This window comes from Candidatus Nitrospira bockiana, from assembly GCF_965152565.1.
In genome coordinates this window covers 493803-520625 of sequence record NZ_OZ224215.1, presented here as the reverse complement: position 1 = coordinate 520625, position 26823 = coordinate 493803, and the positions used below count along the sequence as shown (strand labels likewise).

Genomic DNA, 26823 nt, shown 5'->3' with positions numbered 1-26823 from the left:
CACGGAGAGAAGGCTGGCAACCCGTTAGGACGGCTTCTGTTTCGACCGACCTCGTTCCAAAAGACCCATCATCAGCAACGGCCACACGACCGTGGCGTCGCTGAGCACTTCGGCGAAGCGCCCGCCGTCCGCCGGCGAGACGAACTTCCCCCAGGAAATCCCCTCGGTATAGGTGCATCCGCTGAGCCCGCCCCAGTAGTCCGGCTCCGGGCAGATCCGGACCCCGTACTGAAAGCGCGGGGGCCTGACGTTCAATCCCAAACGGACATTGCCGATCTCGACGTACGGCGCCACCTGTTGAGCCCAGTTCCTCGGCACCCCGCCCCCGATCGTGAAGATGCCGAGGCGCTTCGCGGAGAGCACGAGATCGGTGTAGCTGTTGAGATCGAGATAGGGATTGAAATTGGGCAGGACTTCGTGAAGCCGGCGAAGGACGCCGATGTCCCCATCGTGCCCCGGCGGACCGCTTCGCGCCCGGTCGATCTGGCGGCCCATGGCCCATGTGGCCACGTCCAACCCCATTTCGGAATCCGTGAACGCGGGGATGTACACCGGGACCCCTTTCACATACGCGCTCTTGAGAATCCCGCTTCCATGCTGTTCGTCCACGAGCGTCCGGCCGATCTCCCGAGTGAGCAATTCGGAGGACAAGGGTTGTTCCACGGGAATCCGCTTCAACGTTCGGGCCACGACGTGCTCGACGTAATTCAGGTTGGCTTCCATCTCGAGTGTATCGTAGACCCGATTGTACCCCTTGCGGAACAGCTCCTCGTCGCTCATCGAGGGATCATACCGATAGTGGATTTTACCGACCGACTCGCTCAGCCCATGTGCAACGAGCGCACCGGTCGACACGATCGCCTGCACCATCCCATGGTCGATCATCGTACTGATGATCTTCCCCATTTTCGCGATCGTCATCGCACCCGACAAGGTCATCACCACGAAGCAGTCGGGGTCTTCGATCATCTCCGCCAACACCTCGAAGGCCTCGCCCACCCGCCGCCCGCCGAAGGCGGTTTTTCGCATGGCGGCCAGCAAGTCCGAAAAGGACCTCACCTTCTCGGGGTCCAAGGGCTCCAACGCGTTCAGACCGTCCTGCGCGCCGTCGTGAAATTCGCGTCCGTACATGGCATCCTTCATCGAATCATCGCGTCACCGATCTCTTTGTACTTATGGCACAACGAGGCGGGGTGCGTCAATTCAGCGGGACGGAATCTTCTCGTCCTCCACACGACTGGGTCACAGTCTCGCGCACTGCGGGCAAGAATGTTCGGCGGGTCGGCGGGTGCACGCCTGCTCGTTGAAGAACCGACGGTTGCGGGGAGAAGGGCTCCTACGACAGCGCCCGGCTCAGGGGTCGCTTGTCGTGAGCTGTGCAATCGCGTCGAGCAGCGCGGCTTTTCTCAGTGGCTTCGTCAGATGCGCGGAGCACCCGGCCTCGAGACTCCGTTGGATTTCTTCCTTCATCGCAAATGCCGATAAAGCCACAATGGACGCCGGAGGGCGCTTCTGTTCCCGTTCCCATTGACGGATGATGCTCGTCGCGCTCAGGCCATCGAGCACGGGCATTTGAATGTCCATGAGGACGAGATCGTAGCGCCGGGCCTTGTACCGCTCGACGGCGGCCTGACCGTTCTCGGCCACCTCGACCCGATGCCCGGACCCCTTCAGATACGATTGGACGAGCAGGCGATTATCGGCCGAATCGTCGACGAGAAGGATGTCGAGCGGCCGACCGAGGCCGGCGGCGGGCTTCTCACTGGCAATGCCGTTGGGACGATTGAGCGCAAGCGCGAGCGCTTGATGAAGCTTGTTCATCGTGATCGGTTTCGTGACGTATCCGGCCAGCCCCAAGCGATAGCATTTGGCGATCTCCGTACTCCGAACATCGGACACGAGGAGGATGACCCGGATCCCCTTGGACGTGGCCCGGACCAAGATCCGATCTCTGGCCTCGCTGTCTTTGGCGCCTTCTATGTCGCTGTCTAGGAGGAGAAGGCCTACCGGCGGCCCGGGCTGGTCTGCCTGGAAAAGGAGCCGTTCGATCTCCTCCCTGGTTTTCGCCCCGGACACCGTGGCGCCGTAGTCGCTCAACGCCTGCTGCAGCAACTCCCGCGTATTCTGGTTGTCCTCCGCGACAAGAATCCGGAGCGAGCTCAATTGGGCCTTCAATGCGGCGTCGCCCGGCGTGTCCTGCCGGCCGATGCCGAACCGAGCGGTAAAGTAAAACGAGCTTCCCTTTCCGGGCGTACTCTCGACCCCGAGGGATCCCCCCATCAGTTCGACCAGGTGCTTTGAAATAGACAGACCCAAGCCCGTGCCCCCGAACCGGCGCGTCGTGGAGGAATCCCCCTGGGAAAACGCGTCGAAGATGAGTTGCTGCTTCTCGGGCGAGATCCCGATCCCCGTGTCCGCCACGACGAAGCGCAGGACCGTGATCGTGTCGGTGGTCTGCTCATGGAGGACCCGAAGCGTCACGTCCCCTTTGTCGGTGAACTTGATCGCGTTGCTGATCAGATTCAAAATCACTTGCCGAAGGCGATGCGGATCGCCGATCAAGGTCGTCGGCACATCGGGGGCGATCGACACCAGAAGGTTCAGCCCCTTCTCCTGCGCCCTCAGCCCCATGAGCTCGGCCGTCTTATCAAGTGCGTCGTTGAGATCGAATTCGACGCGCTCGAGCGTGATCTTCCCCGCTTCCACCTTGGAGAGGTCCAAGATGTCGTTGATCAGGTTCAGGAGACTGATGCCGGAGCGCCGCACGATCCCCAAGTATTCTTTCTGCTCCGACGTGAGCGGGCCTTCCCAGAGGACGTCGGTCATTCCAATGATGGCGTTGAGCGGGGTTCGAATCTCATGACTCATCGTGGCCAAGAACTCGCTCTTCGCCCGGCTCGCCGTTTCGGCTTGCTCCTTGGCTCGCCTGACGTCCGCTTCCCCTTGTTGTCGCTCGCGCTCATGGCCGATCCACTGGGCGGCGAGCTTGAGAAACGTCTTTTCATAGCCGACGAACAGCCGTCGCGGCGACGAGCTGTAGAAACACAACACCCCGTTGACCGCGCCGTTGACGACGATGGCGACCCCTGCAAACGCTTGCGGGCAAAAGGTCGGATCGTCAGAGGGCGGGATCCAATCCGATTGGTCACGGGTGGAAAAACTGATCGGCTCGTGGGTCTGGGCGACCCATTCGCAGTAGCTTCCCGGCAAGGGCACCCGGTCGCCGCATCGGAATCTCGTCTCTCTCCCTCGCACGTGCAGAATTTCATAGCGATCCTGATCGAGACGGACGACCATGGCGGACTCCAGCCCGAGGTTCTTGATCCCAAGGTCCAACACGTCCGTGATCCGTTCTTCCAAGTTGGCTTGGCTGACCGCGATCTCGTTCAGGGATCGAAGCAGCCGCTCACTGGTCCGTAGGGTCTCCTCGGCGCGTGTCCGTTCGGTCATCTCCGCCAGGAGGGCCAGCTTGCCCTGCCGCTCTTCCTGCAGGCTGTCGCTCATGATGCTGTACACGATGCCCATGATCAGCAGAATGGAAATCCGGATCAGATGGCCTTCCGCCCACAACGCCTCCCCGATGGAGCCGTAGAGGATGACCGCGTAGGAGCTTGCGATGAAGGCGCAAATCCCGATCTTGTTGTGAAGCGTGCTGACCGACGCGGAAATCAGGATGATCAGGAAATAGGCCAGATACAAATCCGAGCTGATTTTGTCGGTGACGTAGATGACACACGAGGTGACGGCGGTATCGACGAGAAGAAGAATAATCGTAAAGGCCCGGCTTTCCACCAACCGGACCGGGAGCAGGACCGCCGCCGCCACGATGGAGAGAAGACCGAGCACCAAGACTTCCTGCACGGGCCGCGCCATGACGGTTTCTGCGGTGAACAAAACCTGGTAGCTGAGCACCACAGACACCAAGCTCTGCAGGAGAACGACTTGCGAACGGGCTTGATGGAAATGAACCGTCGTGGGAAACAACGGCCGGTCGGGTTGGCTGAGCTGACGATCCATGGCTAGAGGCAATATCGGCAACTAGAGAACACGCGCTCTTTCATCCGGACGCTCATCGCAGCGGCGCCCACTCGTCACTGGGACAATCGGTCATGAAGAGAAGCCGAACGGACCTCTGTTAAGTTAAGTATAGTCGGTGTCCGTAAATCCTCCGGAGGAGTCGAGTGCAGACCGCCAGCGACAGCATGGTTCCTCTCGCCGGGGCGAGGCGAAGCCTATTCGCTCGACGCCAAGGTCGGCATACGAAAGACACACACTTCCAATACGTTAGCTTGCGGCTGAGGGAGCGCCTGGCTCCGCTCGTCGTGGCAGCGCTACAGCTCTACCGCTCCTGTTCGTCCGGGGATCACGATCTCGCTCATGAGGTTCGCTTCGGCTCTCTCTCAAGAAGGCGGCACTCCTTCCGTAGCGGGACGGCGCTTGCGGCCCCGATGCGATGAAGCCTACAATGACGCTGCAATGGATGGAATCAAGACCAAGAAGCGCTGCGAAGAGGCGGTCATTCTCGACTGCATCAGCGACGGCGTGGTGACGATCGGGCTGGACATGCGGGTCCGGTACATGAATCACGCGATGCGTGACCTGCTCGGTTATGAGGAGGGCGAACTGCTGGAGGCTCCCCTCGGCTGCCACCTGCTGGTACAGAGTCCGATCTGCTCGACGCACGACTGTATTCTCGAACGGGCCATCCGCAATCGAGAGAAGGTTTCCAATTATGAAACGATGATCCAGAACAAAGACGGCCGGCGGATTCCCGTGAAGCTGAATACGGACTTGCTTTGGGACGACGAGGGAAACCTCATCGGGGTCGTGGAAGTCTACCGGGATGTCACCCAGATCAAGGAGCTGAAGGACAAGCTCGAGCAGGAGTCTGCCCGAGGCGCGTCCGGGCGCCTCATCGTCAAGAGCAAGGCCTTGCAGTCAATCATGAACCTTCTTCCGCAGGTTGCAGCCTCAAAAGCTACGGTGCTGCTCGAAGGTGAGAGTGGAACGGGCAAGGAACTCATCGCGCGGGAAATTCACCGGTTGAGCAAGAGGCGTGACAGGCCCTTCGTGGCGGTCAATTGCGCGGCGCTCGCCGAGGGGGTGCTGGAAAGCGAGTTGTTCGGTCACGTCAAGGGAGCCTTTACGGGGGCCGTGTCGGACCGGATCGGACGCTTCGAAATGGCCCATGAAGGGACCATCTTACTCGACGAGATTGCCGAAATGACTCCGATGACGCAAGCCAAGCTGTTGCGTGTGCTCCAGGAAGAGGAGTTCCAGCGGGTCGGCGGCAATAAGACGATCAAGGTCGATGTACGCGTCATTGCGGCGACCAACAAGGACCTCAATGCACTGGTCAAGGAAGAACGGTTCCGTGACGATCTGTATTATCGGCTTCGAGTCTTCCCGCTGAAGATTCCGCCGCTGCGCGAACGGCCCGATGATATCCTGCCGTTGATTGAACATTGCCTCTCGCGTCTGAACCGCACCATGGAAAAGAGTGTGCGGGACATCGATGGGCCGGCGTTACACTGCCTGGAGTCGTACACGTACCCTGGAAACGTGCGGGAACTTGAAAACATCCTGGAGCACGCCTATATCCGCTGCCCCGGTCATACCATCCGCCTGGAGCACTTACCCGAGTATGTAACGGCAGAGAAAGGCCAGTCCGGCGCACTCGGCTCAGACCTTCGGATAACCGAGGAGCCCAAGCTCCTCTCGCTGGAACGCCAAGCCATTCAAGGAACGCTCGCAAAGACCGGCTGGAACTATTCGGAGACCTGCCGCATCCTCGGCATCAGTCGATCAACCTTGCTTCGAAGACTCAAGGAATTCGGCCTTTCCACCAAGAGAAAGGTCAGAATGGAACGAACTTGACTCATTTTGACACTAAATGGTGTCAATTTGATCAATCGATAGCCGGATTTATCTTTGCCATTCCCTCCAACCATCTGATTATGGTGATTACTAATTTCTGGGCCAGGCCTAAAATGGAGGCCTTGGCCCATGACACAGACGGCGCTGTCGGTTCGGCTCGTCGACGAACGATTGAGACGACATCAGTGTGTGCGGTGCGGGACACCGCATCGGCAGTATCGTCCGGGGGCGCGCACCCGCTGCCTCGCTTGCCGGTGGCGGTATCGACCCGATCGGGTCGCCCGTGAGCTGCAGATCTTGCAGCTCTTCTGCTTGGAGATCTCGGCGCTGCGGACGGCGCGAGAACTGCGCATGAGTCCCTTGCCGATCTGGCAGCGCTTTATGGCCTACCGCCGCTGGATGGCCACGATGGCCGAGACGGAAGCCCGGCCGCTGACCGGGGAACTGGAATGCGATGAGAGCTATTTCGGCGGCCGTCGCCGCGGAGGGCGGCGGGGGCGCGCCCGTGGCCAAAAAGTCATTGTCTTCGGCATCTTGGAACGGCAGGGCCGGGTCAGCACCGTCGTCGTCCCCCAGGCCGATGAAGCGACGCTGATGCGGGAAATCGAACGTCGAGCGCTCAAAGGTGCCGTCTTCTACACGGATCGCTTTAGCAGCTATAAATCCCTGCGGCGCTATGGCAAACACCTGCCGGTCGACCATGGGCAGACCTATGTGCAGCGGGGGCGTCATTACCTTCGCCACATCAACGGCATTGAAGGGTTCTGGAGCTACGCCAAGGAACGCTTGCGCAAGTATCATGGCGTCAGCCGCTTGCACTTCCCGCTCTATCTGAAGGAAATGGAATTTCGGTTCAATCATCGCCGGGATGATCTGTTCGAGTTGCTTGGGACTCACTTGTTGAAGGTCTTGTTCGAGTATCCGATTGGCTATTCCACCTAAGGAAAAAGAGGCCTTGGCCCAAGATTTAGCAATCACCCTGATTATTATCAAGTCCTGTCCTTCTGCCTGACGGCTCGCTCTTTGCTCACGTTGACCCATATTTCGGCTAGACGGTCCGCCTGATCAAGGCCCCTTCAACAATTGGGGCTCGAACCATCGTGGGAGGAAATGGCATGACTACGACCTGCGCGCGCTGCCATGGATTCATGGTGGAAGAGCGCTTTGATGACACGGACGCCACTATCGGACTGGCATTTACGGGCCTTCGATGTTTGAACTGCGGCGAAGTCGTCGACCCTGTCATTCTTCAACGCCGTCTTGATCGACCTCGACCGCTTGACAGTCGAGTACGGTTGAAAGCTCCCATCAGCTTGGCTTCAGCATGATTTGTGTGTTGCAAGAAAGGGCCGATTGATGAGGGGACTGATGGACGTCCCGTGGTGGGTACTGTATGGGGCCGGCGTGGTCGCGCTCGGCCTGCTTGTACGATTCTCTCAGGCGGGACCGCCATGGGCCGAGCCGCGGTGGAGTGGGTGTCAGAGACGTTCGAGAACCGACAACAGCGCCAGGTACTGACCTCCGAACGGGTCGTTGTCCTTGGTGAGGACCCCTCCTGGCGTGGGGTTCGGAGATGATGAAATCTCCGGCAAGAGGCAAAACGCTCGATGAGGCGGCCGCGATCAAGAACACTGATGTCGTGCGGGAACTGAACCTGCCGCCGGTCAAGATCCATTGCTCGGTGCTGGCGGAGGAGGCCATCAAAGCCACTCTGGCCGGCTTCAAGTGAACCCCAGCCTGCTCGCGAGGGAACCGTCGCTCAACGGACAGCGCAGGACACGGCGAGGCCCCTGGACGCCATTCAGGCTCAGCGGTGAAAGACGTCCACGCATCAGGTCCGGCGCAGACGTTCATTCCCATGATCCAAGACCATAGGAGATAGCGCGCCATGGCATTGCTCATCACAGACGAATGCATCTCGTGCGGAGCCTGTCTACCGGAATGCCCGAACGAGGCAATTTTTGAAACGCGCAGTGAGGCGGAAGCCAAGGGATATCACGTGGGCGAGGGCCAGGGAGTCGGCGACAGCATTTACGTCATCACCCACGAGCGCTGCACCGAATGCGTGGGCCACTTCGACGAGCCGCAGTGCGCCGCCGTCTGCCCCGTGGATAACTGCTGCGTCCCGGACCCTGCGTATCCGGAATCACCGGACGCCTTGCTCGAGAAGGCAAAGCGCTTGAATCCCGACAAAGAGATCCACCCCGACAAGGTCTGGAGCGGTGTACGCGCGTAGAGGTAAGCCGATGACGATCGGGGCCGTTACGGCATCCTGACTGCAGGGTTCTCGCTGCCTTAGGCCATGTCTTTATGACCAACCCTTTGAAGCTCCTCGGCCGGATGGAGAGAGAGGCACCCGCTCCGGGAGGCAGCGACTCGTGCACCTGATCAGGCACCACGGTAGTGTGCAGGCTCCTGCCTCTTCCATTAAGCCGAACTGTCGGAGCAGCGACGGGTGGAGATGATGAGCCGCTTGGCCCGTGCCGGCCATTGACGCGCTCACCCGAGCTCGCGGTTGGATGGTACGACTTAAAAGCTCGTTCCAGCCCGCTTCAGACCCCAGCGGTGCATCGCGTTGACAACCGGCCTGAGACTTCGCCCCAAAGGAGTCAGTGAGTATTCCACCTTTGGCGGCACCTGGGGATACACCTTCCTCGGCGTACCGAGTTTCGGGGTGCTTCCACAGGCGCGCAGCAAAATCCGTCCATTCCCGTTGGGCTGGACAGCGAGTTCCTTCTGGATGAATCCGCCCGCATCGCTGGTGCGATGTTGGCCAGCAGACAGGCCCTGCGTGAGGCCCAGGCTGCACCTGAACACAAGTCTCTGATCAAGGGGGCACCGCCGGGTCGAAGGGACGATCGTCGAACCGCTGCAGAAGGACAGGATCACGATTCAGACCGTTGAGAGTCTGCGGCAGCCCTACAAAGTGGGGGCTCTGCCCAGCAGAAACTTACAAGGTTTGGAAAGGGCCACGCGGCCGTGCTGATCGGTCGATGGTGAGAATAGAGTCATGGATGTGGCAACGGAACTCAACGAGCATGGCCCAGAAGGATAAAGTGGAGCCATCGCATCTCGGAGGGGTACGACCACGTCGATTCATCCCGTTGACGCCGAAGGAGGAGCACAGGCCGGGACAGGTGTCTCACCTGCCCCAGATCTCTGGTGGAAGGCAAGGATTGAACCCTATCTCTGTGTCCCGTGTCCCGTCTCCCGTCCCGGCAATTCTTTTCTTTCCTCTCGACAGTTCCTCTCCGAAGAGCCGTCCAAGCGTAGGAGCCGGCCCCTCAACCTCAGGGACGCCAACGAGCCGCCGAAGTCATGCCGTAACCTGTGGTCGGCCATCGTGTCTCAAGCAGGCGCCAAGAACCGTTTCAACTTGGCGATCAAACAGTCTCGGTCTAAAGGCTTGTGAAGGACCGAGTCGGCCCCGGCAAGGAGGGCCGATCGAGCGGTTTCTTCGTCGGCATGTCCCGATATGACGACAATGGGAGTGTTCGGCCGGAGGTCGCGCAGTTGCCGTAACAGGCTCAGGCCGACCACGCGGGGCATCCGCAGGTCGGTGAGAATCACATCATAATTCTTGCGTGCCGCCTGATTGAGAGCCGAGTCGACGCTGCTCGCGATATCAATCTGTACGGCGGGCAGATGAAACTCCAGCAGCCCGGGCAGCGCCTGGAGTAAGGCTTCGTCATCATCAATGAGCAGGACCGCGTGACCGGACACGGGCGCGAGGCTAGCACAAGCCTGTAGGCAGTTCTTCCATAAAGATGACAGTTCCCGATACGCAGTGCATAGGATTGCACCCTCTGTAAGAACTTCTGACCGCGCTCCTTCCGTGTCTGCTGGTGCTTGCTTGCCGGTGACCCGTGGCAAGCAAGAGGTGGTGCTCCGCCTGCACCTTACCAGGGAGGAACGAGCATGAATCAAATACTGCGGGCCGTTCCGGTCGACAACCAACAGCGCCTGAGGAGGAAGATGGAACGCGTCCAGCTCACGAGCGGAAAAGTCCTGTACGAACAAGGGGATATCATCGGCGAGGTGTATTTTCCTCAGACCGCGATTATCTCGGTTGTGCTCGTCACCTCCGAGGGGGACTCCGTCGAGGTCGCGAGTGTGGGGAAGGAAGGCATCTTGGGAATCTGCCGGTTCTACGGCGAAGAACGGGCTATTGCCCGGGCGGTGGTTCTCGTCCCCGGGGAGGCCTGGCGGATGCAAGCGCCGGTCTTCGAGGCCGAGTTCTTAGCGGATCAGATCTTGAGCAGTGAAGTACGCCGGTATGCCCATGCCTATCTGTTTCAGGTGACCCGCTCTTCGGCCTGTAACCGGCTCCATTCGGTCGAGCAACGATGTGCACGATGGCTGCTGACGCTCAGCGATCGCTGTGAAACGGGAGCGTTTCCGGTGACGCAGGAATTTGTCGCCGAGATCCTGGGGGTCCGGCGGCAAACCGCTGCGATCGTGCTCACCGTCCTCGAAGAAAAGGGCTTGATTCACAACCAACGCAAACAGATCCGGATTCGAGACCGCCGCGGTCTCGAGCAAGTGGCGTGCGAATGTTATGGCATTGTGAGCACCCATTTACACCTTGCCTGACGACCTTCTTAGCCGGTGTGCCGTCGCAGATCCGCAATCTGCTCATCGATCAACTGGAGCAGCTTCGCGACGAGCGACTTGAGATTATCCGAGGCATCCTCTCGGGTCATGGCGCGTAATGAGAGCGCAAGCGTCTCAAGGGCATGCTCTGAGCGAAGACACGTTTTCTTGAGCCGATAGGTCTCTATGGCCCGCCGGATGACGAAGGCGAGGGCGTGGCGCTCCACCGGCTTCGGCAGGCAGTCGTACACTCCAATTTCGAGCGCGCGGCCGAGGGCCGGCATGCTCATGTCATGCGTGAGGAGGATCACGGGCGTCACTGCCGCAACCTCACGGGTATACCGAAGCAGTGCCGATTCTCCCGGCGCCGCACTGGCATCCAGGATCAAGGCTTCATAGTGCGTGCTGACCAAGCGCCGCATGGCCGCTTCCGTGTCATGGTACGTGTCGGTTGTCACAGAGGGTAACTGAACGCGGAGCGATTCCGTGATCTGGTTTCGTAGAAGCGGATCAGCGGTCAAGAGCATGACCCGACCAGGGAATTCACTGGCGCTGGAACTCAGCTCCTGGAGCTGATCAAGTGGACGAGCGGATTCGTCCCGCTGTGGCCTCGGCCCGAGTTGCGTAAGGTACGTGATCTTTGATTTGAGAAGCTGAGGCGGAAAGGGCTTAATGAGGTAGTCGCTTGCACCAACCGCATAGCCGCGTGCAATGTCCGCGTCGTCCCGGTAATAGGCGGTGACGAAGATGATCGGGATGCCTCGCAACAGCTGATCTTGGCGGATCTGCTGGGCTGTCTCATACCCATTGAGGCCGGGCAGCTTGATATCGAGCAAGATGACGTCCACGTCATGCTCGGGCAGCATCCGAAGCGCTTGCTCGCCCGATTCAGCGGTGATGATGCGATAGTGATCCTCGGTCAGGAGCGCTCGGAGAGCGACGAGGCTATGCGGTTCATCATCCACGGCGAGAATCGTCGCCGTGCTCTTCCGTCTCAAGGGACGCTCGGCGGTCATGAGACGGAGACAGTGACGAAAGGAGGAACCGACGTACGGGGGATGTTTTCAGGCGGTTCGGATAAGAGACCTGGAACGGTGGCAGCCGACAGCGACATGAGACCACCTCGCATACAGCGAACCGACAGACCGTTGCGAAAGGCACGGTATACCGACGTAGACAGCGTGTGAAGACGCATCTCGCGCCTGCTCCACGTAGTCGCTTTTTGCATTCCGTGTAGGTGGTTCCCGACCGATTTGCGCCAGAACTGGCACCATAAGTCGGTGACGCTCCATCAGCTCCTCTTTGTCCGCTACACACGACACCTTCTACGGGACACCTTCTACGGATAGGCCTGTTGTACGAGGTACGGTGATACAGATGTCCTTAGGCCTTCAGAGCTGTCCTGCTTTCTCTCACATACCTCGCTCAGGTCATCTGGTCAAGCGCGGACCTATTCGCCGACTGCGCTGTAGTACTCGCGGCCGTAAGATAAGAAAGGTGCTACACCACATTGCTGTTACGCGACCTCACGGCTCGATTCGGCTCGGTCAGAGTTGGTCAGAGATTGCAACGAGTGAGCGGCAGCATGGGCGAAGACTTGGGAAGATGGGATGAGGACTTCAATGCCGCCCCGTATCCTACTGGTTGACGGTGATCGAGATCGAGCTTACCACACCACCCTGGGGCAGCGCCTTCGATGTACATTCCGGAGCGAGAGGCTTGAGGTCGAACACGCCGACTGCGTCAGTGCGGGACTAATTTTGGCTGGCTCTCGGCACTACGATGCCCTAATCGTCGATTGGAGCATACCTGGCAGCAAAGGATTTACCTTCATTAAGCAGCTCCGCATTGCCCAGCCGGAGGTCGCCATCGTTGTCATGGGAGACCACGAGGTACAGGACTATGAAGAGCACGCTATCCGTCTGAAACTGACTGCATTGCTTCTCAAGCCGACTCGGTTTTCGGAATTGTGCACGGTTCTCGCTGAGATTCTCGCGAACGCTTTAGACGTGAGTGCCGGTGTGATCACAGGCGGAGCCGGAGGACGATCAGGAAATGCGAAACCGTCCTGAAGGAAGACAGGAGACGAAAGGTCCTGCTTGACCACGACCTCTCATGATCCGGGCGCTTAACCGATCAATTTCCTGCTGCAGTCGCGCATTCTCCGTTTCCATCATCTTCAGTTCCCGTGCCACAACCCGGCTAAGTCCTAACGAGATCGCGGACGAGAGCGACGAACGCGCCCCGGTCGATCGGTTTCGGCAAGAACCCGGCCGCCCCGTATTCCTTGATCTTTCGGGCGTGGCTATGATCGCCGCTCATGAGCACAACGGGAGCGAAGGGTGTGGAGTGCAAGTACAAGATGCTTCGATCCTGCTCGTCGAGATAGGTTTCCAACCCGAGGAAGCCCGGCCAGTACTCGACCAGTCCCGGCCGCTGCTGGAAGGCCGCTGTCGTGGGAGCTTCAAATCCAGGGAGAACTTTGAATCGGGAAACCGCGAGTATCATCCGATGAATTATATGAATTATAGGGGTGTGTTCGTGGCTCCCAATAAGGTGAAGTGCCTAGCAAAACTGTGCTGGAGGCTTAAGCCATTAGCACCAGACAGTGCAGATGACCAGGAGGAACGAGTCAATGACTAGGGTGATCGTCCGGCTTGCAGGGACCTGTTCTTCAACAACTGTTTCGATATTGGCGAAGTACGGAATGTACCGCCGGGGTGAGCAAGATGCCGTGTATCGGATCCTCTGTGCCGCTGCATGCCAGGGGATATCGGACGTAACGCCGACATTGTCGCTTATTGCGGCAAAGATAGGCTTTGATGGCACGGGCAAGCAGAGCCGAAGACTGGTGCGAGCTTCGCGACGGGGCGGTGAGTGGAATCAGGGCCTGCCTCCAGGAGGCTGCCAAGCAGGACGGCGTGCTGATTATCGCCGATCCTTATCTATGGGGCGGGCGCATACCAGAAGCTGCTTTTGGATATAGAACATCATGTGCCGATGGGTCACGGGCTTGTCAGCACTTCGCGGACTCGGCTGACGAACGTCGATGGCATCAGGGGCTTTGGAAGGAAATTGAGTGAGGAGAGTCGCACACCGTGGTGCGCGAGGACATCCTCTGTATAGCCCGAGATAAACAGCTCCTTGACCGCCGGTTCCAGCGTCTTGATGGACTGAGCTACTTCGAGCCCGTTGACATCACCTAACACGATATCAGCGATCAACAAGGCGACCTCTCCATGGTGGGCTCTTACCACTTCGAGTGCCTCCGCACCATTCGCCGCTTCAAGCACCTGGTAGTCTTGCTTGCTTAAGGTCTCCCGGAGAATCGTTCGGATCATCGTATCGTCCTCGACCAACAGAATCGTGACAGGTTTCGAGGTGGGCGTAGCGCTTACGATCTCCCTTTTGGCTTCTGTCGTCGCCCAGGGAATGTAGAGGCGAAACGTGCTCCCGTGGTTGAGCGCACTTTCCACATCGATGTAGCCTCCGCTCTGCTTCACGATGCCGAACACGGTGGCTAATCCCAGTCCTGTCCCTTTCCCAGGCTCCTTGGTGGTAAAGAAGGGTTCGAAAATTCGGGCTTGAGTGGCCGCATCCATGCCGGTGCCAGTGTCCTTGAGGGTCAGCACCGCATGCATCCCCATACGACTCCCCGGATGACACTGGGTGAACGGCTCGTCGATCAAGACGTTGCCAGTTGTGATCGTGATTCGGCCTCCCTTCGGCATCGCGTCCTTCGCGTTCACGACCAGGTTCATCAGAACCTGCTCGAGCTGTATGCGGTCCATTCTCACCGTGCCAAGATCGCGAGCGAGATCCAGCTGAATATCAATACCCTTTCCGAGCACCCGTTGCAGTAGGGCCATCATCTCCGTGACAACCGTATTCACATCGATGACTTGGACGCTCATCGGCTGGAGACGGCTAAACGCGAGGAGTTGTCGGATGAGCGCCGCCCCCCGACGCCCGGCCGCTCGAATTTGCTCTAGCTCCTCGTGCCGGGAATCGTCCGATTTCATCCCGACCTGAAGGAGCTCCGAATAGCCGTTGATGACGGTCAGGAGATTGTTAAAGTCATGTGCGATGCCTGCCGCCAGTTGACCGAGACTTTCCATCTTCTGCCGTTGCCGGAGCTTTGCCTCCAACGCGACCTCGCGTTCGTGACGCCGATAGCATTCATAGAGCGCGCCGACTGCCTCGGTCAGGATTTCGAGCTGGGTCTGCTCGGCTCCCGTATAACCACCGGGCCGATTCGCGACGCCGATCAAGCCGACGACCTCGGAGCCTCTTATCGCGGGAACGCCGAGAAAATGCTTGAGGGGAGGGTGTCCCGGCGGGAGGCCGCCCGCGCGAGTGTCCGTGGACGGGTCGTTCGCGAGAACCGGCCGACCGGTTGTGATGACGTGACCGAATAGATTGTTGAATCGTCTGAACTCCAGAAACCCGAGCTCCTCATATCCCTTGATCGCGTGGTCATAAAACTCGCGGTTGGTATGGCGATCCCACACCATGCCTTCATGGGCGAGGATGCGTAAGGTTGGGCCCTCGACCATCACCCCGATGAAACCGTATTCGCTTGATGTCTGTTCCAGGACGGCGCGAAGAAGACAGGCACTCGCCTCTCGCCAGTTTCCGCTTCCCAGGTAGGTGACCAAGCCCTTGTAGATCGCCTCTAACTGAACGGCTTTATTTTTGAGCGACTCTTCAGCCTGACGTCGATCCCGTTCTGTTTGTTCGAGCCCAGCGCAACGCTCGCGCAGATACTCCAACTCCTGGATCAGGGCTTCCGGTGTCAGCTTTTCTGGCATCGCGTTCGAGGCCCAACAGTGGGCTCTAATGTCCGGAAGTACTCCTTTCTGCTACTCTGTTACGATGAAAATGAAAAGACGCGAAAGAGTATAGAGCGGTGGCTTTTAAGACGGTAGAGCATGATGGATGTAATCCTAGGGCACAATAGACACGATGAGAGACTCAATGGCCCTGGTCTCCGCTGATCAACGTCATTATCTTGGTGCCCCGTTCAAAGGCCAACAGAAACCGCAATAGGAGTACCGTGGACTTACGCCAGCATCAGCGCTTCTCAGTTCGATTCAAGGTCTTCTTAACCCCGTCTGATCGCCCCGAACATGAAGGCGTCCTCTTAAATCTGTCGCTCGGTGGCTGCGCCATCGCAACGTTGACAACGGGACTGACAAAGGGAAGCACCGTGATTCTCAAGCTAGAAGTGCCCCGCTCGCGTGAACCAATTCAGGTCGAGCGCGGTCTGATTCGTTGGATCAAGGACGACCTGGTGGGCGTCCAGTTCGCATCCATGAGCCTTCGGAATCAAGAACGGCTGAAGGCGGTGATCCAGCAGCTTGAGGCCGAAGACCAAGCCGGAGAGCTGCCATGACCTGGAGCAGACCCGGTTGAGCATGACGCATCGACTTACTTAGACTTTAGGGCTCTAACTCGACCCAGCCGCCGTAACGCCGACTTCAACGAACAAATCAGCCTCTCTGTGGTCAACACTGGCCGCTATCCTCAGTCTTCGACTTCGCAGGTTCATCCCATGGGGATTCCCCACCCGGAGGCGACGTTCGCGTCTTTGTTGCGACGAATGGGACGAGACCGCGCAGAGCTACTGGTTGGCTGTTCGGTTTCTTGGGTATCGGTCCTTGTCGGGTCAGCTGGTGTCATGGGTTGGCGCCCAAAGATTCCCCTCGATCCACCTCAACGCTTGGTGCGGATATTTCAGTGCGAGGATGAGGAGACCTCCGAGGGCTCCATCAGTAGAAGGGCCACCATCTCTTCATGCCATTTCTGCACGGATCGATACGACACGGATCTACACAATGATCCGGCCGGCCACGCTCAAGCAGGCGGTGTCGTTTTATGAGGAGTCGGCGAGACAGCTCGTCGAGGAGTCAGGAGGGCTCGGTCATTCCATGTTTGAGGAACATTCGAATGTTCCTCAAACATGGAGCCGAATTCATCAATAAAACCAATGTGGTGGTCCCAACGGGATTCGAACCCGTGTTTGAGCCTTGAGAGGGCTCCGTCCTAGGCCAGGCTAGACGATGGGACCAGCCGGGTCATGCGAGGATGCCGATGAGGGTAGAGCCAGCCTGGTGGACCGACTCTGCTCACGACCGATTGATGAGAATGATGGCTGGGGGACTAGGATTCGAACCTAGGTAGTCAGATCCAGAGTCTGACGTCCTACCACTAGACGATCCCCCAAGCCTCGGTGCAGCGTAATCGAAATCCGGCCGGAGAGTCAAGAATCGGCCTGCTGCGCGAGCCTGATCGCACGCTGCAACCGCGCGAGGGTCGCGTCACGGCCGAGAAGATCCATCATTTCAAAGATCCCGGGACTGATGGTCCGGCCGGTCAGCGCCACCCGGACAGGCTGTGCGAGCTGGCCCATTTTCATACCCACTTCTTCCAGCAACGACTTGAAGGCCGCCTCTGCAGCTTCCCTCGAAAAGGCCGGGAGAGACGCAAGACGGGCGGCCAGTTTTTCGAGTGTCGGCGCCACCGACGGGGTCAGGAACTTCTTGAGGGCGTCGGCGTCCATGTCCGGCGATTCGACCAGGTACGGCTCGGCGGCCTTCGCCATGTCGGCGAGCGTCTGCGCACGTTCCCGAAGCATCACGACCAGTTTGGCGAGCCATCCCGGAGGCGCCGCCTCGACGGCCGCGCCAAATCCGGCTCGTTCCAGGAACGGCCGCAACTGACCAGCAATGTGCGCCGGATCGCCGTGGCGCAGGTGGTGGGCGTTGACCCAGAGCAACTTGTCCGGGTTGAAGACTGCGGCGGACTTCTGCACGTGGTCGAAGGAAAACTTCTCGATCAGCTCCGAGACGGTAAAGATCTCCTGATCGCCGCTCGACCATCCCAGGCGCACCAAGTAGTTGATCATCGCCTCAGGGAGGTACCCCATGTCCCGGTAAGCCAGGATCGAGGTCGCCCCATGCCGCTTCGACAGCCGCGTCTTGTCCGGCCCCATGATCATCGGCAGATGGCCGAAGCGAGGCACGGCAAACCCGAGCGCTTGGAACAACGGGATCTGCCGGGGCGTATTGGTGAGATGATCGTCGCCCCGCACCACGTGAGTAATGCGCATGAGCGCATCGTCGACGACGACGGAAAAGTTGTACGTGGGATAGCCGTTGGACCGGAGGATGATCAGATCATCGAGCACGGCGTTGTCGAAGACCACTTGCCCCTTGATCAAATCGTCCACCACGGTGTGCCCGCTCTGCGGAGCTTTGAAACGCAGGGCCGCTTCCCCACTGGGTTGGGTAACGCCTTTCTCGCGACACCGGCCGTCATACTTCTGCGGTAACCCTTGGGCGACGGCTTCCTTCCGCCGCGCCTCCAACTCCTCGGCAGTGCACACACACCAGTAGGCCTGCTTCTGGTCCAAGAGCCTGTAGGCGTGCTCCCGATACAGGTCCATGCGCTCAGTCTGGCGATAAGGCCCCTCGTCCCAATCGAGGCCGACCCACCGCATGCCCTCGATGATCGCCTCGATCGCCTCGTCGGTCGACCGGCTTTGATCGGTGTCCTCGATGCGCAGGATGAACACCCCCTTCGCCCGCCTGGCAAAGAGCCAGTTGAAGAGGGCCGTGCGCACACCACCGATGTGGAGGTAGCCGGTGGGGCTCGGCGCAAAGCGCACTCGGACCTGAGTCATCCCTTCAACCCTTCAGGTTCACTGAAGATGGACGTCGAACATCAGGAGTGGTGGGGCACCGTCTGTGAGGAGGGCCAGAGGCGAAGGACGCCTAGTGACCTTCTTTCACCAGATTCTTGTTGACGGCGGGAATCTCCACGACAATGTCTTTTGTCCCGTTCGGCACGCACTGGCAACCCAGCCTCGACTGCAGGGTGATCCCAGGGGCTTCTTCGAGCTGGTCGAACTCGTCGTCGGTACCTTCATTACATGAATCCAGCCCCTGTTTGACGATGACATGGCAGGTCGAGCAGGCGCACACCCCCCCGCAGACGTGCTCCAAATCGATGCCGGCGGCCAGGGCAATGTCCAAGATGCTGCCCGGCAAGCCCGTCTGGCCATAAGGGATCTTGGTCGGCTCGACCTCGACCGTCTTTCGTGTACCGTCAGGAGAAATGAAGGTGATCGTGTACGGCTTCGTCGGTAATGCGACGTCGACCTTTTCAATGTAGGGATTGGTGCCACCCATAATAGGTCCCCTTTTAGACTCAAACGGGTGTCAGCTTAACACACGCGACGACGAGAATTCAGCCCTGAAAGTTGAAATGCAAGACATTGAAACGTCAATGCTATTTTTTGTTTGACACACCGACGACCTCGATGCTAGATTGAGTCCGACCAATTTGATCGGCGATCTTTTCGATCTCCGACTAAAAGACTCGGAGGGCTCGTGCTCAAATTTTCCAAGAAAGCGGATTACGGCCTGATGGCGCTCCAGTACATCGCGTCGGTTCAGTTCGGCGATGTGACAAAGGCCCGGATCGTCAATACCAAAGAGATCGCCGAGGAGCACAACATCCCCGTTGAGCTGCTTGCGAAGGTCCTTCAGACGCTTGCGAAACACGGCATCGTGGAAAGCCAGAATGGCCCAAAGGGCGGGTACCTCCTGGCACGTCATGCGCGGGAGATTACGATTGCTCAGGTTCTCGAGGCCATCGAGGGACCACTGGGCATCACCGAATGCTACCACGAAAAGGACTCATCGGCCTGCGAGCAACGCGACCGATGCAACATCCGAACGCCGCTGCTGAAGGTTCAAGACAGCATCTATCAATTGCTGAACAGCATGACCGTCCAGGACATGATGGGCGGTTCGCCGCTAATCACCGTTCAATCGTTGACCGCAGAAGGAGTGGAGCGATGAAATTTCCGATCTTCATGGACAACCATTCGACAACTCCCGCGGACCCCCGCGTGGTCGAAGCGATGCTGCCGTACTTCACCGAGAAATTCGGCAATGCGGCCAGCCGCAACCATGCCTTCGGGTGGGAGGCGGAAGAGGCCGTCGAAAACGCCCGTAAACAGCTTGCCCGGCTCATCCATGCCGATCCGAAAGAAATCGTCTTCACGAGCGGCGCCACGGAATCGGACAATCTTGCGATCAAGGGTGTGGTCGAGATGTATCACGAAAAAGGCGACCACATCATCACGAGTTCGACCGAGCATCGAGCCGTGCTCGATACCTGTAAGGCGCTGGAGTCGAAGAAGGGCATCAAGGTCACCTATCTGCCCGTGGACAAGTACGGGATGGTGAGCCCCGACGACGTCCGCAACGCCCTGACCGAGAAGACCATTCTTATTTCGATCATGCTCGCGAACAACGAGATCGGCACGATCAATCCGGTCGCGGCCATCGGAAAGATCGCCAAGGAAAAGGGCGTCCTGTTCCATTGTGATGCGACGCAGGGCGTCGGGAAGATCCCGGTCAACGTGCAGGAGATGGGCATCGATCTGATGTCCTTTACCGCCCACAAGATTTATGGGCCGAAAGGCGTCGGCGCGCTGTACGTCCGAAAGAAAGGTCCTCGGGTGCGGATCGCGGCGCAGATGGACGGCGGCGGCCATGAGCGCGGCATGCGATCCGGAACCTTGCCGGTTCCCTTGATCGTCGGGTTCGGCAAGGCGATCGAGCTGTGCGAGCAGGAGATGGCGGCGGAATCGAAGCGACTCGCCGCCCTGCGCGACCGGCTGCAAGCGAGCATCACGGGCGCGCTGGAGGAGGTGTACTTGAACGGCCATCCGACCGAACGTCTGCCGAACAACCTGAACCTGTCGTTTGCTTACGTCGAAGGAGAATCGCTCCTCATGGGCGTGAAGGAAATCGCGCTGTCGTCCGGCTCCGCATGCACGTCCGCCACGCTCGAGCCGTCCTACGTCCTTCGGGCCCTGGGCGTCGGGTCGGATCTGGCACACTCCTCGATTCGGTTCGGCCTTGGTCGATTCAATACGGAAGAAGAAGTTGACTATACGGCGAAGCGCATTATTGAAGTCGTAACCAGGCTCCGCGAAATGTCGCCTCTGTACGAGATGGCCAAAGAAGGGATCGATCTCAAGTCCGTTCAATGGGCGGCTCACTAAAAATCTATAATGGGCACGGTGGAGGAAGATCATGGCATACAGCGAGAAAGTCGTTGATCATTTCAACAATCCTCGGAACATCGGATCCTTCAAGAAGGACGAGGAGGGGGTTGGCACGGGGATCGTCGGGGCGCCGGAGTGCGGGGACGTCATGAAGCTCCAGATCAAGGTGCAGAATGACACGATCGTGGACGCCAAGTTCAAGACGTTCGGCTGCGGCTCGGCCATCGCCAGTTCCAGCTTGGCCACCGAATGGCTCAAGGGCAAGACGATCGAACAGGCCTATCAAATCAAGAACACGGACATCGTTCAGGAGCTGAATCTGCCGCCGGTGAAGATCCACTGCTCGGTGTTGGCCGAAGATGCCATCAAGGCGGCGTTGAGTGATTACAAGAAAAAAGCCGAGGGAAAGAAGGACGTTCAAGGCTAAAAGGAGCGGATCAATGAATCCTCAGGAGACCACGGCGAACGCCCCCGTCGTCACGCTCAGCGAAACGGCGCTGAAGGAAGTCAAGCGCCTCATGAACGTCCAAGGCTTGACCGAGGGCGGTCTTCGCCTCGGCGTGAAAGGCGGCGGATGCTCAGGCCTGAGCTACACGATCAATTTCGACGAGAAGATCGGCCCGTACGACACCGTCTACGAAATCGAAGGCGTGAAGATCATCGTCGACGCCAAGAGCGCGATTTATCTTCAGGGGACGCAGCTCGACTTCCAGAAGGATCTCATGGGAGGTGCATTCAAGTTCGTCAATCCCAACGCCCAGAAGACCTGCGGGTGCGGAGAGTCCTTCTCAGCCTGATCATCTCCCTGATCACCTCACGATGTGACGGGTCCGGGCAGGCGCCCGGGGAGGCGGTCTACGTCCGTCGAGGGCCATGGAGCAGACACCGAAAACGTCCAGCAAACGATCCGAGCTGCAGATGGCTCGGAGCATGTGTTGGCACTGCCAGTCCGAAATCACCGGAGAGTACTTCTGCGACCAGTGCGTCAAGGTCCAGCCGCTCTCCAAAGATCTCGACTACTTTGCCTGCCTTGGCCTGCCGCGCCTGTTGAAGATCGACCCGGCCGCACTCGAGAGCCGTTTCTATCAGCTCAGCCGCACGTTCCACCCCGATTTCTTTCAGAGTAAGACGCCGACGGAGCAACAGATCAGCCTGGGAAATGCGGCGCTGCTCAACTCGGCTTACCGCACGCTCAAGGACCCGATCCGTCGCGCCGAGTACCTCGTGCAGTTGGAAGCGGGCTCCGTCAAAGACATCCGCAGCTCCCCCCCGGCGGACTTGTTCGAGGAGATTCTGTCGCTGCAGGAAGACCTGGAACAATTCCGATCGCTCGGACCGGACGGGGACGAATCGGAGATCGAGCCGCTGCGACGGAAACTGGAAGCGGATCGTGCCAGCCTGGAGCAGCGGCAGCGCGACATGGAGGCTCAGCTCATCGGGTTCTTCGACAAATGGGACGATCTTCAGGGCCGCCCGGACGACGAAGGGGTCCGTGCGGAGAAGCAGCTGGTGCTCAAACGGATGCGTGAAATTTTATCGAACCGGACCTATCTGCGGAATATCGTCACGGATCTCGTGAACGCGACGAGCCAGGCCGGCGCGTGAGGCGCGTGAGGACGGCTGCGGAACCGAAGGGGTAGTGGCAAGCATGGCACGGATTTTCGGCATCGACCTCGGCACCACGAACTCATTGATCGCGTACATGGACGGCGAGACGCCGCGGGTCGTTCCCGGGCCCAACGGCCGGTCGATGGTGCCCTCCGTCGTCGCGCTGACGGACAACGGGCTCATCGTCGGCGACGCCGCGAAGGAGTATCTCGTTCGGAGCTCGGACCGCACCGTGTACTCGGTCAAGCGCTTCATGGGCAAGAGCCTGGCCGACGTGGCCGAGGAGCAGCGCTACTTCCCGTACCGCCTCAAGGAAGAACAGGGAGTCATCCGCATCCAGCTCGGGGAGAAGTGGTACTCGCCCCCCCAGATTTCAGCCATGATCTTGAAGGAGCTGAAGCGGCGGGCGGAGGAGGCGCTCGGGGAGGCGGTCTCCAAAGTCGTCATCACCGTTCCCGCCTATTTCAACGACAGCCAGCGGCAAGCGACGAAGGACGCGGGAATGATCGCCGGCCTCGAAGTGCAGCGGATCATCAATGAACCCACGGCCGCCTCGCTCGCCTACGGCCTTCAGAAACGAACCCAAGGGTTGATCGCGGTGTACGATCTGGGTGGCGGCACGTTCGACATCTCGATCCTCAAGCTCAAGGACGGGATCTTCGAAGTCCTGGCGACCAACGGGAATACGCACCTGGGTGGAGACGACTTCGACCGTCGGATCGTGCATCACCTCCTCGAGCAGATCCGCGCCCGCCACGGCCTCGATCTCTCGGGCGATCCCGACAGGCTCCAGTCGCTTCGATTGGAAGCCGAGCGTGCCAAGGTTCGCTTGTCGGACGAGCAGAAGACGGCTGTTCGCCTCGACCTTCCCGACGGCAAAGGGGAGTTCCGAAGCGAGCTCACCCGCGATCAATTGGAGTCCCTCACGCAAGACCTCGTCGAACAAACGATGCTCCCGTGCCGCATGGCATTGAAGGATGCGGGCCTCCAGCCTTCGGATATCGACGAGGTGGTGCTGGTGGGCGGCTCCACCCGCATGCCGCTCGTGCGGCGACGGGTTGAAGAGCTGTTCGGGAAGGTCCCGCACAGCAACCTGAACCCCGATGAAGTCGTCGCGCTCGGGGCGGCCGTGCAAGCGGATATCCTGAGCGGGGGCATCCAGAACATGCTCCTGCTCGACGTCACGCCCCTGTCGCTGGGGATCGAGACGATGGGCGGGGTGATGAGCACTTTGATCCGGCGCAACACCACCATCCCGGCGAGCGCCAAGGAGATGTTCACCACGTATGTGGACGGCCAAACGTCGGTCGACATCCACATCCTTCAAGGTGAGCGCGAGCTGGCCAAGGACAACCGCAGCCTGGCGCGCTTCCAGCTCAAAGTCCCTCCGCTCCCGGCCGGGGTCCCACGGATCGAAGTGACGTTTCTCATCGACGCCAACGGCATCTTGAATGTCACGGCCAAGGACATCCGGACGGGACAGGTCCAGTCGATCCAGGTCAAGCCGTCCTATGGGTTGTCGGACGACGAAGTCGAGCGGATGATCCGGGAGTCGTTCCAATTCGCCGCCGAGGACTTACTGGCTCGACAGTTGATTGAAGCGAGAACGGAAGCCGATGCGATCGTGAACGCGACGGAGAAGGCGATGGCGCAGGGCGGGGGCTTGATCACCACGGAAGAGCGGGCCGCGATCGAGGCCTCGCTTGCGAGGCTGCGCGAAGCGAAAGGTGCGACGGATCACAAGGCCATCCGGGCGCGCATCGCCGAGGTCGAGAAGACGACGCACCACCTCGCGGAGGTCCTGATGGACCATTCGCTCAAGGAAGCGCTCGAGAACAAGAAGCTGTCCGAGCTCCCATGACGCAGGCCGCTGTTCCGAATGATCGCGTACCGATCGTGAAGCGTGGCTGGAGGCGTGAATGGACCTGAAGTGGAACGATGCCGAAGAAATCGCGATTCGCCTGGTCGAGACTCACCCCGGGATCGACCCGTTGACCGTGCGGTTCACCGATCTGCACCGGTGGATCACCGAGTTGCCGGAGTTCAAAGATGATCCTGCCAAATCCAACGAGAAAATCCTCGAGGCGATTCAGATGGCCTGGCACGAGGAGTACCAGGACTCGAAGTCCTAACTGTCCCGCTCGAAGCCGCCGCCCCTACCCGCAGTCACTGGATCTGAACCGCCGGGGTGCTTCCTCCACCTAGGGGCTCCTGGTCGAACTGATAGAACCGCGTCGAATCGACGCGCGGCGGCGCGGTTTGGGTCGGCTCCGTCCCTTTGGCGAAGATTTCGACCGTGCCGGCCTCGCCATGGTCCGCAGCCAGCAGCCCGGTCTCGGCATCGATGCGGACGAAGAGAATGTTTTCCGGGATCTCGAACGGGATCTCGGGCAGTTGGGCCAGCGCCTGCCGCATGAAATCGATCCAGATCGGGAGCGCCGCACGCGCGCCCGACTCGGTTTCGCCGAGCGACCGAATGTCGTCAAACCCCACCCAGACCCCGACCACCAGGTTGGGCGTATAGCCGATGAACCAGGCGTCGGTGTAATCGTTGGTGGTGCCGGTTTTCCCGGCAAGCGGCCGCCCCAGCGATTTCGCCTGTTGCCCGGTACCATGCTGCACCACGTCCTCGAGGACGTTCGTGATCAAATAGGCCGTCTCGGCCGGGATCGCCTGCCGCGGCGCGAACAAGGCTTGCTCCAGAATCTGGCCGCTCGGATCCTGTACGAGGGCGACGGCATAGGGGTCGAGCTTGAGCCCTTGATTGGCGAACACACCGTATGCCGAGGTCAGCTCGAGGAGCGTCACGCTCGAGGAACCGAGAGCGAGCGACAGGTCGTGATTCAAGGGACTGCTGATACCGAGCATGCGGGAAAAATCGACGACGCTCTTGACCCCGATCCGCTCCAAGAGCCGGACCGTGGCCAGATTGTGCGAGTGCGTGAGCGCGTTGCGAAGGGAGGTGGCGCCGTAAAACCGCTTCCCATAGTTCTCCGGCTTCCACGTCTTGTCGGGGTCGTCCTGCTGCTCATAGACCACCGGCGTGTCGAGCACCATGGTCGCCGGGCTCAGACCGGCATTGAAGGCCGTGGCATAGATGATCGGCTTGAACGCCGACCCCGGCTGCCGATGGGCCAACACCGTCCGGTTGAACTCGCTCCGGCTGAAGTCGTACCCGCCGACCATGGCTCGGATCGCGCCCGTGCGGGGGTCGATCGCCACGAGCGCGCCTTCGACCACGGGTGTCTGGTCGAGTTGAAACAGCACGGTATCCCGGTCGACGGCCTTGAAGGAGACTTCGATCACGTCGCCGGGCTTCACCAAGCCTTTGACCGTCGGCAGCACGGTCACATCCTTCAAGTCCTTGCCGCGCAATCGGCGCTTGGCCCACGCCATGTCATCGAACAAGAGCTTGCCTTGGAGCGTCCCCACCTGCACGAGCACATGATCCTTGCCGACCTTCGTCACGACGGCTTCGCGGATCTCTCCGGGCTTCGGCAGCGAATCAGGTTGGGCCGAGGTCGACTCCACCGCCTTCACCGGCTCCGCGGTCCGCAGCGGACCGCGCCACCCCTGCCGCTTGTCGAGCTGCCGCAACCTATTCCGCACGGCCTGCTCGGCGGCCTCCTGCAACGCGAGATTCATCGTCGTGAAAATCTCGAGCCCCCCCTTGTAGACCGCCGTTTCACCGAATTTCGCCATCACGTGTTGGCGCACGTACTCCATGAAATAGGGGGCCGTCTGTGACGGGAGGCCGTGCCGGAACGTGAGCGTCTGCGCCGCGGCGTCTTGCCGGGTCTGCGCATCGATGAAGCCCGCTTCCTCCATGCGCGCCAGGACGTGCTCTTGGCGCTTCTTGGCGCGTTCGGGGTTTCGATAGGGAGAGTAGTTGTTCGGAGATTTCGGGAGCCCCGCCAGGAGCGCCGCCTCGGGAAGCGTCAACTCCGCGAGGGGTTTCCCGAAATAGGTCTGGACGGCGGCGCGAACGCCGTACGCGCCTTGACCGAAGTAGATCTGGTTCAGGTAGGTCTCGAGGATCTGTTCCTTGCTCAAGACCGTTTCCATCTTGTAGGCCAGCAGCAGCTCTTTCAACTTGCGCATGTACGTGCGCTCGGGCGAGAGCAGCAGGGCGCGGGCAAGCTGTTGGGTGATCGTGCTGGCGCCTTCGACCTTCCCGCCTCGCCGGAGATTCGTCCACGCCGCGCGGGCGATCCCGACAACGTCCAACCCCGGGTGCTCGAAAAAGCGCACGTCTTCAACGGCGATCACGGCCTGGATGAAGTGTTGGGGGATGTCGGCCAGCGGGGTCAGGATCCGCCGCTCGACGAAGAACTGCCCGACCATTTGGCGGTCGTCGGAATAGACGCGGCTGACCAGGCTGGGTTGATAGGAGGTGACCGAGTCGAGGGAGGGCAGGTCCTGGGCGATGTACCAGACGGCGCCGGCACCGGCGAGTCCGACCAGCAGGACGAACGAGACCAGCACAATGAGGGTCTTCGCCCACCACGGCCATCGCCGGCGACGGTTCGGCGCCTCGAAGAGATCAGGGTATGACATCGCGGGGGTACTCCACTGCAGCTCGGGCGGGAGGCCGCATCACCCTACAATAAGAGACGCTGAAACTCAAGGCGCGGGGCTTCCCCCTGTTGAGCCATTTGTCA

At 59.8% G+C, this 26823-nt stretch carries 22 protein-coding genes, 2 tRNA genes and 2 pseudogenes; 14 read left to right on the top strand and 12 right to left on the bottom strand.

The window, feature by feature from the left end; genetic code table 11:
* Positions 1–24 precede the first annotated feature (24 nt).
* Together ACWHYV_RS02840 and ACWHYV_RS02835 are read right to left on the bottom strand one after the other, a co-directional pair.
* Entirely contained in the window at positions 25–1131 is a 1107-nt protein-coding gene (locus ACWHYV_RS02840; RefSeq protein WP_447979147.1) for a deoxyhypusine synthase family protein, read from the bottom strand.
* Between the two features lie 222 nt (positions 1132–1353).
* Positions 1354–4017: a response regulator gene (locus ACWHYV_RS02835; RefSeq protein WP_447979146.1), complete on the bottom strand. Its 2664-nt coding sequence runs from the start codon at positions 4015–4017 to the stop codon at positions 1354–1356.
* A gap of 459 nt (positions 4018–4476) precedes the next feature.
* Here ACWHYV_RS02835 and ACWHYV_RS02830 point away from each other — a divergent pair, with 459 nt between their 5' ends.
* The 4 genes and pseudogenes from ACWHYV_RS02830 to ACWHYV_RS02815 all read left to right on the top strand — a co-directional run bounded on the left by ACWHYV_RS02830 (position 4477) and on the right by ACWHYV_RS02815 (position 8113).
* The gene (locus tag ACWHYV_RS02830; protein WP_447979145.1) at positions 4477–5877 is read left to right on the top strand and encodes a sigma-54 interaction domain-containing protein; all 1401 of its coding nucleotides are present in this window, start codon (positions 4477–4479) and stop codon (positions 5875–5877) included.
* 129 nt (positions 5878–6006) lie between these two features.
* Positions 6007–6819, top strand: coding sequence for an IS1595 family transposase (locus ACWHYV_RS02825; RefSeq protein WP_447979144.1), 813 nt, complete (start codon positions 6007–6009; stop codon positions 6817–6819).
* Between the two features lie 652 nt (positions 6820–7471).
* A pseudogene (locus ACWHYV_RS02820) lies at positions 7472–7606 on the top strand (iron-sulfur cluster assembly scaffold protein); the annotation flags it as partial.
* A gap of 159 nt (positions 7607–7765) precedes the next feature.
* A complete protein-coding gene (locus ACWHYV_RS02815; protein ID WP_447979143.1) occupies positions 7766–8113 on the top strand; it encodes a 4Fe-4S dicluster domain-containing protein in 348 nt (115 codons plus the stop codon).
* A gap of 293 nt (positions 8114–8406) precedes the next feature.
* Here the strand turns inward: ACWHYV_RS02815 and ACWHYV_RS02810 are convergent.
* Together ACWHYV_RS02810 and ACWHYV_RS02805 are read right to left on the bottom strand one after the other, a co-directional pair.
* Positions 8407–8532, bottom strand: a pseudogene (locus tag ACWHYV_RS02810) (winged helix-turn-helix transcriptional regulator); the annotation flags it as partial.
* Between the two features lie 693 nt (positions 8533–9225).
* Positions 9226–9600, bottom strand: a complete 375-nt coding sequence (locus ACWHYV_RS02805) for a response regulator (protein ID WP_447979142.1) — start codon at positions 9598–9600, stop codon at positions 9226–9228.
* A 195-nt stretch (positions 9601–9795) separates the two neighbouring features.
* Between ACWHYV_RS02805 and ACWHYV_RS02800 the strand changes: the two genes are divergently transcribed.
* Positions 9796–10470 (top strand): Crp/Fnr family transcriptional regulator, encoded by a 675-nt coding sequence (locus ACWHYV_RS02800; RefSeq protein WP_447979141.1) that lies wholly within the window; start codon positions 9796–9798, stop codon positions 10468–10470.
* Between the two features lie 8 nt (positions 10471–10478).
* Here ACWHYV_RS02800 and ACWHYV_RS02795 read toward each other — a convergent pair whose 3' ends face one another.
* The gene (locus tag ACWHYV_RS02795; protein WP_447979140.1) at positions 10479–11468 is read right to left on the bottom strand and encodes a response regulator; all 990 of its coding nucleotides are present in this window, start codon (positions 11466–11468) and stop codon (positions 10479–10481) included.
* Between the two features lie 612 nt (positions 11469–12080).
* Between ACWHYV_RS02795 and ACWHYV_RS02790 the strand changes: the two genes are divergently transcribed.
* Positions 12081–12542, top strand: coding sequence for a response regulator (locus tag ACWHYV_RS02790; RefSeq protein ID WP_447979139.1), 462 nt, complete (start codon positions 12081–12083; stop codon positions 12540–12542).
* Between the two features lie 130 nt (positions 12543–12672).
* Here ACWHYV_RS02790 and ACWHYV_RS02785 read toward each other — a convergent pair whose 3' ends face one another.
* Together ACWHYV_RS02785 and ACWHYV_RS02780 are read right to left on the bottom strand one after the other, a co-directional pair.
* Entirely contained in the window at positions 12673–12978 is a 306-nt protein-coding gene (locus ACWHYV_RS02785) for a hypothetical protein (RefSeq protein WP_447979138.1), read from the bottom strand.
* A gap of 497 nt (positions 12979–13475) precedes the next feature.
* Positions 13476–15242: an ATP-binding protein gene (locus tag ACWHYV_RS02780; RefSeq protein ID WP_447979137.1), complete on the bottom strand. Its 1767-nt coding sequence runs from the start codon at positions 15240–15242 to the stop codon at positions 13476–13478.
* 284 nt (positions 15243–15526) lie between these two features.
* On the opposite strand from ACWHYV_RS02780, the gene ACWHYV_RS02775 reads away from it, so the two are divergent.
* Positions 15527–15865, top strand: coding sequence for a PilZ domain-containing protein (locus tag ACWHYV_RS02775; RefSeq protein WP_447979136.1), 339 nt, complete (start codon positions 15527–15529; stop codon positions 15863–15865).
* Positions 15866–16462: 597 nt separating this feature from the next.
* Here ACWHYV_RS02775 and ACWHYV_RS02770 read toward each other — a convergent pair.
* The 4 genes from ACWHYV_RS02770 to ACWHYV_RS02755 all read right to left on the bottom strand — a co-directional run bounded on the left by ACWHYV_RS02770 (position 16463) and on the right by ACWHYV_RS02755 (position 18662).
* Positions 16463–16540: transfer RNA gene (locus ACWHYV_RS02770), tRNA-Glu, on the bottom strand.
* Positions 16541–16621: 81 nt separating this feature from the next.
* Positions 16622–16695, bottom strand: a tRNA-Gln gene (locus tag ACWHYV_RS02765).
* 37 nt (positions 16696–16732) lie between these two features.
* Positions 16733–18154, bottom strand: coding sequence for a glutamate--tRNA ligase (gene gltX, locus ACWHYV_RS02760; RefSeq protein ID WP_447979135.1), 1422 nt, complete (start codon positions 18152–18154; stop codon positions 16733–16735).
* 91 nt (positions 18155–18245) lie between these two features.
* On the bottom strand, positions 18246–18662 hold the full coding sequence (locus tag ACWHYV_RS02755) for a 2Fe-2S iron-sulfur cluster-binding protein (protein ID WP_447979134.1): 417 nt from the start codon (positions 18660–18662) through the stop codon (positions 18246–18248).
* 201 nt (positions 18663–18863) lie between these two features.
* Here ACWHYV_RS02755 and ACWHYV_RS02750 point away from each other — a divergent pair, with 201 nt between their 5' ends.
* From ACWHYV_RS02750 to iscX, 7 genes are all read left to right on the top strand, one after another.
* A complete protein-coding gene (locus ACWHYV_RS02750) occupies positions 18864–19337 on the top strand; it encodes an RrF2 family transcriptional regulator (RefSeq protein ID WP_447979133.1) in 474 nt (157 codons plus the stop codon).
* Entirely contained in the window at positions 19334–20551 is a 1218-nt protein-coding gene (locus ACWHYV_RS02745) for an IscS subfamily cysteine desulfurase (RefSeq protein ID WP_447979132.1), read from the top strand. The genes ACWHYV_RS02750 and ACWHYV_RS02745 overlap by 4 nt, the downstream gene beginning before the upstream one ends.
* A gap of 31 nt (positions 20552–20582) precedes the next feature.
* Positions 20583–20981 (top strand): Fe-S cluster assembly scaffold IscU, encoded by a 399-nt coding sequence (gene iscU, locus ACWHYV_RS02740; RefSeq protein ID WP_447979131.1) that lies wholly within the window; start codon positions 20583–20585, stop codon positions 20979–20981.
* A 13-nt stretch (positions 20982–20994) separates the two neighbouring features.
* Positions 20995–21351, top strand: a complete 357-nt coding sequence (locus tag ACWHYV_RS02735) for a HesB/IscA family protein (protein ID WP_447979130.1) — start codon at positions 20995–20997, stop codon at positions 21349–21351.
* 76 nt (positions 21352–21427) lie between these two features.
* Positions 21428–22159, top strand: coding sequence for a Fe-S protein assembly co-chaperone HscB (hscB, locus tag ACWHYV_RS02730; protein WP_447979129.1), 732 nt, complete (start codon positions 21428–21430; stop codon positions 22157–22159).
* 43 nt (positions 22160–22202) lie between these two features.
* A complete protein-coding gene (gene dnaK / locus ACWHYV_RS02725) occupies positions 22203–24023 on the top strand; it encodes a molecular chaperone DnaK (RefSeq protein WP_447979128.1) in 1821 nt (606 codons plus the stop codon).
* Positions 24024–24081: 58 nt separating this feature from the next.
* Positions 24082–24294, top strand: a complete 213-nt coding sequence (iscX, locus tag ACWHYV_RS02720) for a Fe-S cluster assembly protein IscX (protein WP_447979127.1) — start codon at positions 24082–24084, stop codon at positions 24292–24294.
* A gap of 34 nt (positions 24295–24328) precedes the next feature.
* Here iscX and ACWHYV_RS02715 read toward each other — a convergent pair whose 3' ends face one another.
* Entirely contained in the window at positions 24329–26719 is a 2391-nt protein-coding gene (locus tag ACWHYV_RS02715) for a penicillin-binding protein 1A (protein WP_447979126.1), read from the bottom strand.
* Between the last annotated feature and the right edge of the window lie 104 nt (positions 26720–26823).

Bases quoted from the DNA above. Each gene is read 5' to 3' on its own strand.
- ACWHYV_RS02840 (WP_447979147.1), bottom strand. From the start codon at position 1,131: ATGTACGGACGCGAATTTCACGACGGCGCGCAGGACGGTCTGAACGCG.
- ACWHYV_RS02835 (WP_447979146.1), bottom strand. From the start codon at position 4,017: ATGGATCGTCAGCTCAGCCAACCCGACCGGCCGTTGTTTCCCACGACG.
- ACWHYV_RS02830 (WP_447979145.1), top strand. From the start codon at position 4,477: ATGGATGGAATCAAGACCAAGAAGCGCTGCGAAGAGGCGGTCATTCTC.
- ACWHYV_RS02825 (WP_447979144.1), top strand. From the start codon at position 6,007: ATGACACAGACGGCGCTGTCGGTTCGGCTCGTCGACGAACGATTGAGA.
- ACWHYV_RS02815 (WP_447979143.1), top strand. From the start codon at position 7,766: ATGGCATTGCTCATCACAGACGAATGCATCTCGTGCGGAGCCTGTCTA.
- ACWHYV_RS02800 (WP_447979141.1), top strand. From the start codon at position 9,796: ATGAATCAAATACTGCGGGCCGTTCCGGTCGACAACCAACAGCGCCTG.
- ACWHYV_RS02790 (WP_447979139.1), top strand. From the start codon at position 12,081: ATGAGGACTTCAATGCCGCCCCGTATCCTACTGGTTGACGGTGATCGA.
- ACWHYV_RS02785 (WP_447979138.1), bottom strand. From the start codon at position 12,978: ATGATACTCGCGGTTTCCCGATTCAAAGTTCTCCCTGGATTTGAAGCT.
- gltX (WP_447979135.1), bottom strand. From the start codon at position 18,154: ATGACTCAGGTCCGAGTGCGCTTTGCGCCGAGCCCCACCGGCTACCTC.
- ACWHYV_RS02755 (WP_447979134.1), bottom strand. From the start codon at position 18,662: ATGGGTGGCACCAATCCCTACATTGAAAAGGTCGACGTCGCATTACCG.
- ACWHYV_RS02745 (WP_447979132.1), top strand. From the start codon at position 19,334: ATGAAATTTCCGATCTTCATGGACAACCATTCGACAACTCCCGCGGAC.
- iscU (WP_447979131.1), top strand. From the start codon at position 20,583: ATGGCATACAGCGAGAAAGTCGTTGATCATTTCAACAATCCTCGGAAC.
- ACWHYV_RS02735 (WP_447979130.1), top strand. From the start codon at position 20,995: ATGAATCCTCAGGAGACCACGGCGAACGCCCCCGTCGTCACGCTCAGC.
- hscB (WP_447979129.1), top strand. From the start codon at position 21,428: ATGGAGCAGACACCGAAAACGTCCAGCAAACGATCCGAGCTGCAGATG.
- dnaK (WP_447979128.1), top strand. From the start codon at position 22,203: ATGGCACGGATTTTCGGCATCGACCTCGGCACCACGAACTCATTGATC.
- iscX (WP_447979127.1), top strand. From the start codon at position 24,082: ATGGACCTGAAGTGGAACGATGCCGAAGAAATCGCGATTCGCCTGGTC.
- ACWHYV_RS02715 (WP_447979126.1), bottom strand. From the start codon at position 26,719: ATGTCATACCCTGATCTCTTCGAGGCGCCGAACCGTCGCCGGCGATGG.